At 72.0% G+C, this 4,158-nt stretch carries 4 protein-coding genes; 3 read left to right on the plus strand and 1 reads right to left on the minus strand.

The features are described from left to right. The first annotated feature begins 173 nt into the window (after positions 1 to 173). The 3 genes from ACYVE9_RS17750 (at position 174) to ACYVE9_RS17760 (ending at position 3,243) form a co-directional block, all read left to right on the plus strand. Positions 174 to 956, plus strand: a complete 783-nt coding sequence (locus ACYVE9_RS17750; RefSeq protein WP_461028858.1) for a class I SAM-dependent methyltransferase — start codon at positions 174 to 176, stop codon at positions 954 to 956. Positions 957 to 1,027: 71 nt separating this feature from the next. After that, on the plus strand, positions 1,028 to 1,954 hold the full coding sequence (locus tag ACYVE9_RS17755) for an ABC transporter ATP-binding protein (protein ID WP_461028859.1): 927 nt from the start codon (positions 1,028 to 1,030) through the stop codon (positions 1,952 to 1,954). Further along, positions 1,951 to 3,243, plus strand: a complete 1,293-nt coding sequence (locus ACYVE9_RS17760) for an ABC transporter permease (RefSeq protein WP_461028860.1) — start codon at positions 1,951 to 1,953, stop codon at positions 3,241 to 3,243. The genes ACYVE9_RS17755 and ACYVE9_RS17760 overlap by 4 nt, the downstream gene beginning before the upstream one ends. A gap of 281 nt (positions 3,244 to 3,524) precedes the next feature. Here the strand turns inward: ACYVE9_RS17760 and ACYVE9_RS17765 are convergent. Continuing rightward, on the minus strand, positions 3,525 to 4,158 hold a 634-nt coding region (locus tag ACYVE9_RS17765), incomplete at its 5' end, for a M16 family metallopeptidase (RefSeq protein WP_461028861.1).

Here is a 4,158-nt window from a genome sequence, read left to right on the forward strand (position 1 = left end):
ACCCCGGCCGCAGTACGACGAGCGGCAGGCGCGAGGCGTGGGCGCCCGCGTCGTTCCCCGAGGTCCTGGCCGCGGCAGACGGGCTGCGGGCGGCGCTCGACGCACCGGACCCCGGCGGCCCCACCGGGCCCGAGCAGCAACATGCACCTGCCTGACACCTCACGGAGGCACGTATGACCACCGAAACACCCCGGCAGACCCGGCAGCAGGCGACCACCGAGGACAGCAGCGCGTACGGGGAGTCGCTGGCGGACGTCTACGACGCGCTCTACCCCACCTCGGGGCCGGCCGTCGACTCCATGGTCGCCTTCCTGCGGGAGCTTCGCCCCGCTCCCGCAAAGCTGCTCGAACTGGGCGTCGGCACGGGGCGGTTGGCCATCCCGCTGGCCCGGAACGGCTACCGGGTGCACGGCGTGGACGCCTCTCCGGCGATGCTGTCGAAACTCCGCGAGAACGACCCCACGGGCCAGGTGACCACCTCGGTGGGCGACTTCGGCGAACTGGCGGTCGAGGAGCGGTACGACCTCGTTCTCACCGCGCTCAACACCTTCTTCATGCTCCCCACCCAGGAGCAGCAGATCGACTGCCTGCGCGGTATCCACGACGCGCTGGCGGACGGCGGGGTCGCGGTCTTCGAGACGTACAACCCGCAGGTCTACCACCGGCTCACCGAGGCGACGACCCAGGTCGGCCATCTGGCCCCCGACGCGCTGCTGCTCGACACGATCCAGGTGAACCAGTCACTCCAGTCCGTCCTGGTCGTCCACACGATCATGGAGTCCGGTCGGCTGCGGAAGGTGCCGGAGGTCAGCCGCTACGCCTGGCCCGCGGAGTTCGACGTGATGGCCCGGCTGGCGGGACTGCGGGTGACCGGCCGCTGGGCGGACTGGGACCGCAGTCCGGTCACGGACCGAGCCGAGAAGCACGTCTATGTGGTGGAGCGCCAGAGCGTATGAACAACTTGACGAGCTGTTGTGTTAACGCAATACTTCAGTGAGTCAACGCAGCGCCACGGGAGGTGGGTGACATGGCCGCGCCGACGCTGGAGGTCGACGGCGTCCGGAAGAGTTACGGCAGACGCCGGGCTGTGGACGACATGTCCTTCGACATCCGCGCCGGGGAGCTGTTCGGCTTCGTGGGAAACAACGGGGCCGGCAAGACCACCACGATGCGGATCATCCTCGGAGTCCTCGCGCCCGACGCGGGAGAGGTGCGGTGGCTCGGCCGTCCGGTCGGCTTCGACGCCCGCAGGCAGTTCGGCTACATGCCCGAGGAGCGCGGCCTCTATCCGCGGATGAAGGTCGGTGAACACCTGCGGTACCTCGGGGAGTTGCACGGTCTGTCGCCGGCCGCCGCACGCGCTGCGGCGGGCCGGTGGATCGAGCGGCTGGAGCTTGTCTCCCACGCCTCCGACGAGGTCCAGAACCTGAGCCTCGGCAACCAGCAGCGGGTGCAGCTCGCCGCCGCCCTGGTCCACGGACCGAGGGTGCTGGTGCTCGACGAACCGTTCTCCGGGCTCGATCCGGTCGCGGTGGACGTCATGAGCGAGGTGCTCGCCGAGCGGGCCGCCGACGGAGTGCCCGTCATGTTCTCCAGCCACCAGCTGTCGCTGGTCGAACGGGTCTGCGACCGCGTGGGCATCGTCGGTGACGGGCGGCTGATCGCCTGCGGAACGGTCCGCGAGCTGAGCGAGAACGCCGACCGCCGACTGCTGGTCGACGCCCCGGACGCGGACGAGGACTGGGCCGCGGGGCTGGCCGGCGTGGAGGTCGTGAGCCGCGAGGGCACCCGTACCCGGCTCCGCCTCGCGAAGGGCGCGGACGACCAGCGGGTGCTGCACGCGGCACTGGCCACCGGGCCGGTCTCCGCCTTCGTGTCCGAGCACCCGCCGCTGACCGAGCTGTACCGCGACCTGGTCACCGGGGCGGACGACCGGACCGGGGGTGGCGAGTGAAGAGCGCGACGACCCGGGCATCGGACGGAGCCACCGGCCGCGACACACCGGACGGGGAGCGCAACCCCGCCCCGGACGGGCACTCCGCGGGCCCGTCGGCCGGCCCCGGCGCGCTGTCGGCCCGCAGGGCGGTCGGCCTGGTCGCCCGGCGGGAGATCAGCAGCAGGATGCGGACGAAGTCCTTCGTCCTGAGCACTCTGGGGTTGCTGCTCGGGCTCGCCGTCTACGCACTGATCCTCGTCGCCGCCGACAACGGGCCCGCTCGGGTCGGAGTCGAACCGGAGGCCTCGACGCTGCGCCCCGCACTCGCCGCGGTGGCCGAGGAGACGGGCGGCTTCGAGTTCGTCCCCGTCGAGGGCGACCGGGCCGACCGGCTCCTGCGCGAGGGGGAACTCTCCGCGGTGCTCGGCGGTGGAGCCGGTGAGCGGTTCACCCTGGCGGTGGAACACGAGGCGGACGAGGACCTGCTCGCCGTGGTGCGGGCCGCGGTCGCGGAGGAACGCACCACCAGGGAGCTGGAGCGTGCGGGCCTGGACCCCGCGCAGTTCCGGGAACGCGTGGCCTCGGCCACGGTGGAAGTCGACGCCCTGGACCCGTCGGAGAACAGCGCGGCCGAGCAGTTCGCCCTGATCTTCGCCTCCACCGGACTGCTGTACTTCTTCTTCGTCTTCTACGGGATCATGCTGGCGCAGGGCGTGGTGGAGGAGAAGACCAGCCGCGTCGTGGAACTGCTGCTCTCCACCATCCGCCCCTGGCAGCTGCTCGCCGGCAAACTGATCGGGGTGGCCGTGGCCGGCCTGACCCAGCTCGTGCTGCTCGGCGGCGCTGCGGTGGCCCTCGCACACGGCACCGGGACCGTCGCCCTGCCGACCGCCGTGGGCGGGACGCTGGTGACGCTGGGTGTCTGGTTCCTGCTCGGCTTCTTCCTCTTCGCGGCCATGCTCGCCGCGGCGGCCGCGCGCGTCTCACGGCAGGAGGACCTCCAAGGAGTGGTGCAACCGGTCATGCTGCTCATCACGACACCCTTCGTGCTGGGACTGGCCCTGCTGAGCAAGAACGCGCACGACCCGTTGATCGAGTGGCTGTCGCTCGTGCCGCCGCTCAGCCCGATCCTGATGCCGGCCCGCACGCTGCTCGGCATCGCACCCGCCTGGCAGATCGCCCTCTCCCTGGTCCTGGCGGTCGCCGCGCTGGCCGCGATGACGCGGGTCGCCGGGCGGATATACGCCAACAGTGTGCTGCGCAGCGGCTCCCGGGTGCCGTTCGCCGAGGCACTGAGGTTGCGTTGAGGACTCCGTCGCCGCCCCGCCCGTCACCTCCTGCCCCAGCCCTCCGACCCCCCGCCCCACGACCCCGACCGCAACACACCCACCCGGCCTCCGGGCCGTCCGACCACTGAGGAGCACCTCATGAGCACCACCCTCTGGATCGTCATCGCCATCGCCCTGGTCATCGCCGTGATCGCGGGCATCAGGAACAGCCGCGGCTGACCCGGCCGATCGGCGTACGTCCCCGAGGGGGCTGGGTTTTCGCGCGGACCACGCGGAAGCACAGCCCCCTCGGTCCGTCGTCAGAAGTCGAGGTCGCCGGTGGCGCCGCGGCGCAGTGGTGCCACCGCCGACTCGTCGGCGACGACCACCCCGGCGAAACCGGCGGGACGGAAGAACCGGTGGGCCGCCTCGACGACCGCGTCATGCGGCACGCCCTCCAGCAGCGTTCCCCAGTTGTGCAACCAGTCGGAACCGACACCCACGTGCAGCAGGTTCGCCAGGGCGGAAGCCAGCGCGCCCGGCGAGGACATCGCCGTGGCGGTGGAGCCGACCGCGTAGCTGCGGGCGGCCTCCACCTCCTCCGGTGACGGCGGCTCGGCCGCCATGCGCTCCAACTCCGCCCTGATCACGGCGAGGGCCGGCACGGTGTGCTCGGCGGCGGTGTCGGCCTCGACCATCAGCGTGGAGGCCCCCGGCACCGACTCCACTCCGGAACCGAGCTGGTAGGCGTAGCCCTTCTCCTCCCGCAGGCACGCGACCAGCCGGGAGGCGAAGGAGCCGCCGAAGACCAACTGGGCCAGATGCAGGGCCGGGTACCCCGGGTCTGTGCGGGGCAGCGCGGGGGCCGCGAGCCGGATCACGCTCTGGACGGCGCCGGGCCGGTCCACGTGCAGCAGCGGCCCGCCCGTGAACCAGGACGGCGCGTCCGGCCCG

Source organism: Streptomyces sparsus (genome assembly GCF_054776295.1).

Coding starts and splice junctions, on each gene's coding strand:
- ACYVE9_RS17750 (WP_461028858.1), top strand. CDS start 174: ATGACCACCGAAACACCCCGGCAGACCCGGCAGCAGGCGACCACCGAG.
- ACYVE9_RS17755 (WP_461028859.1), top strand. CDS start 1,028: ATGGCCGCGCCGACGCTGGAGGTCGACGGCGTCCGGAAGAGTTACGGC.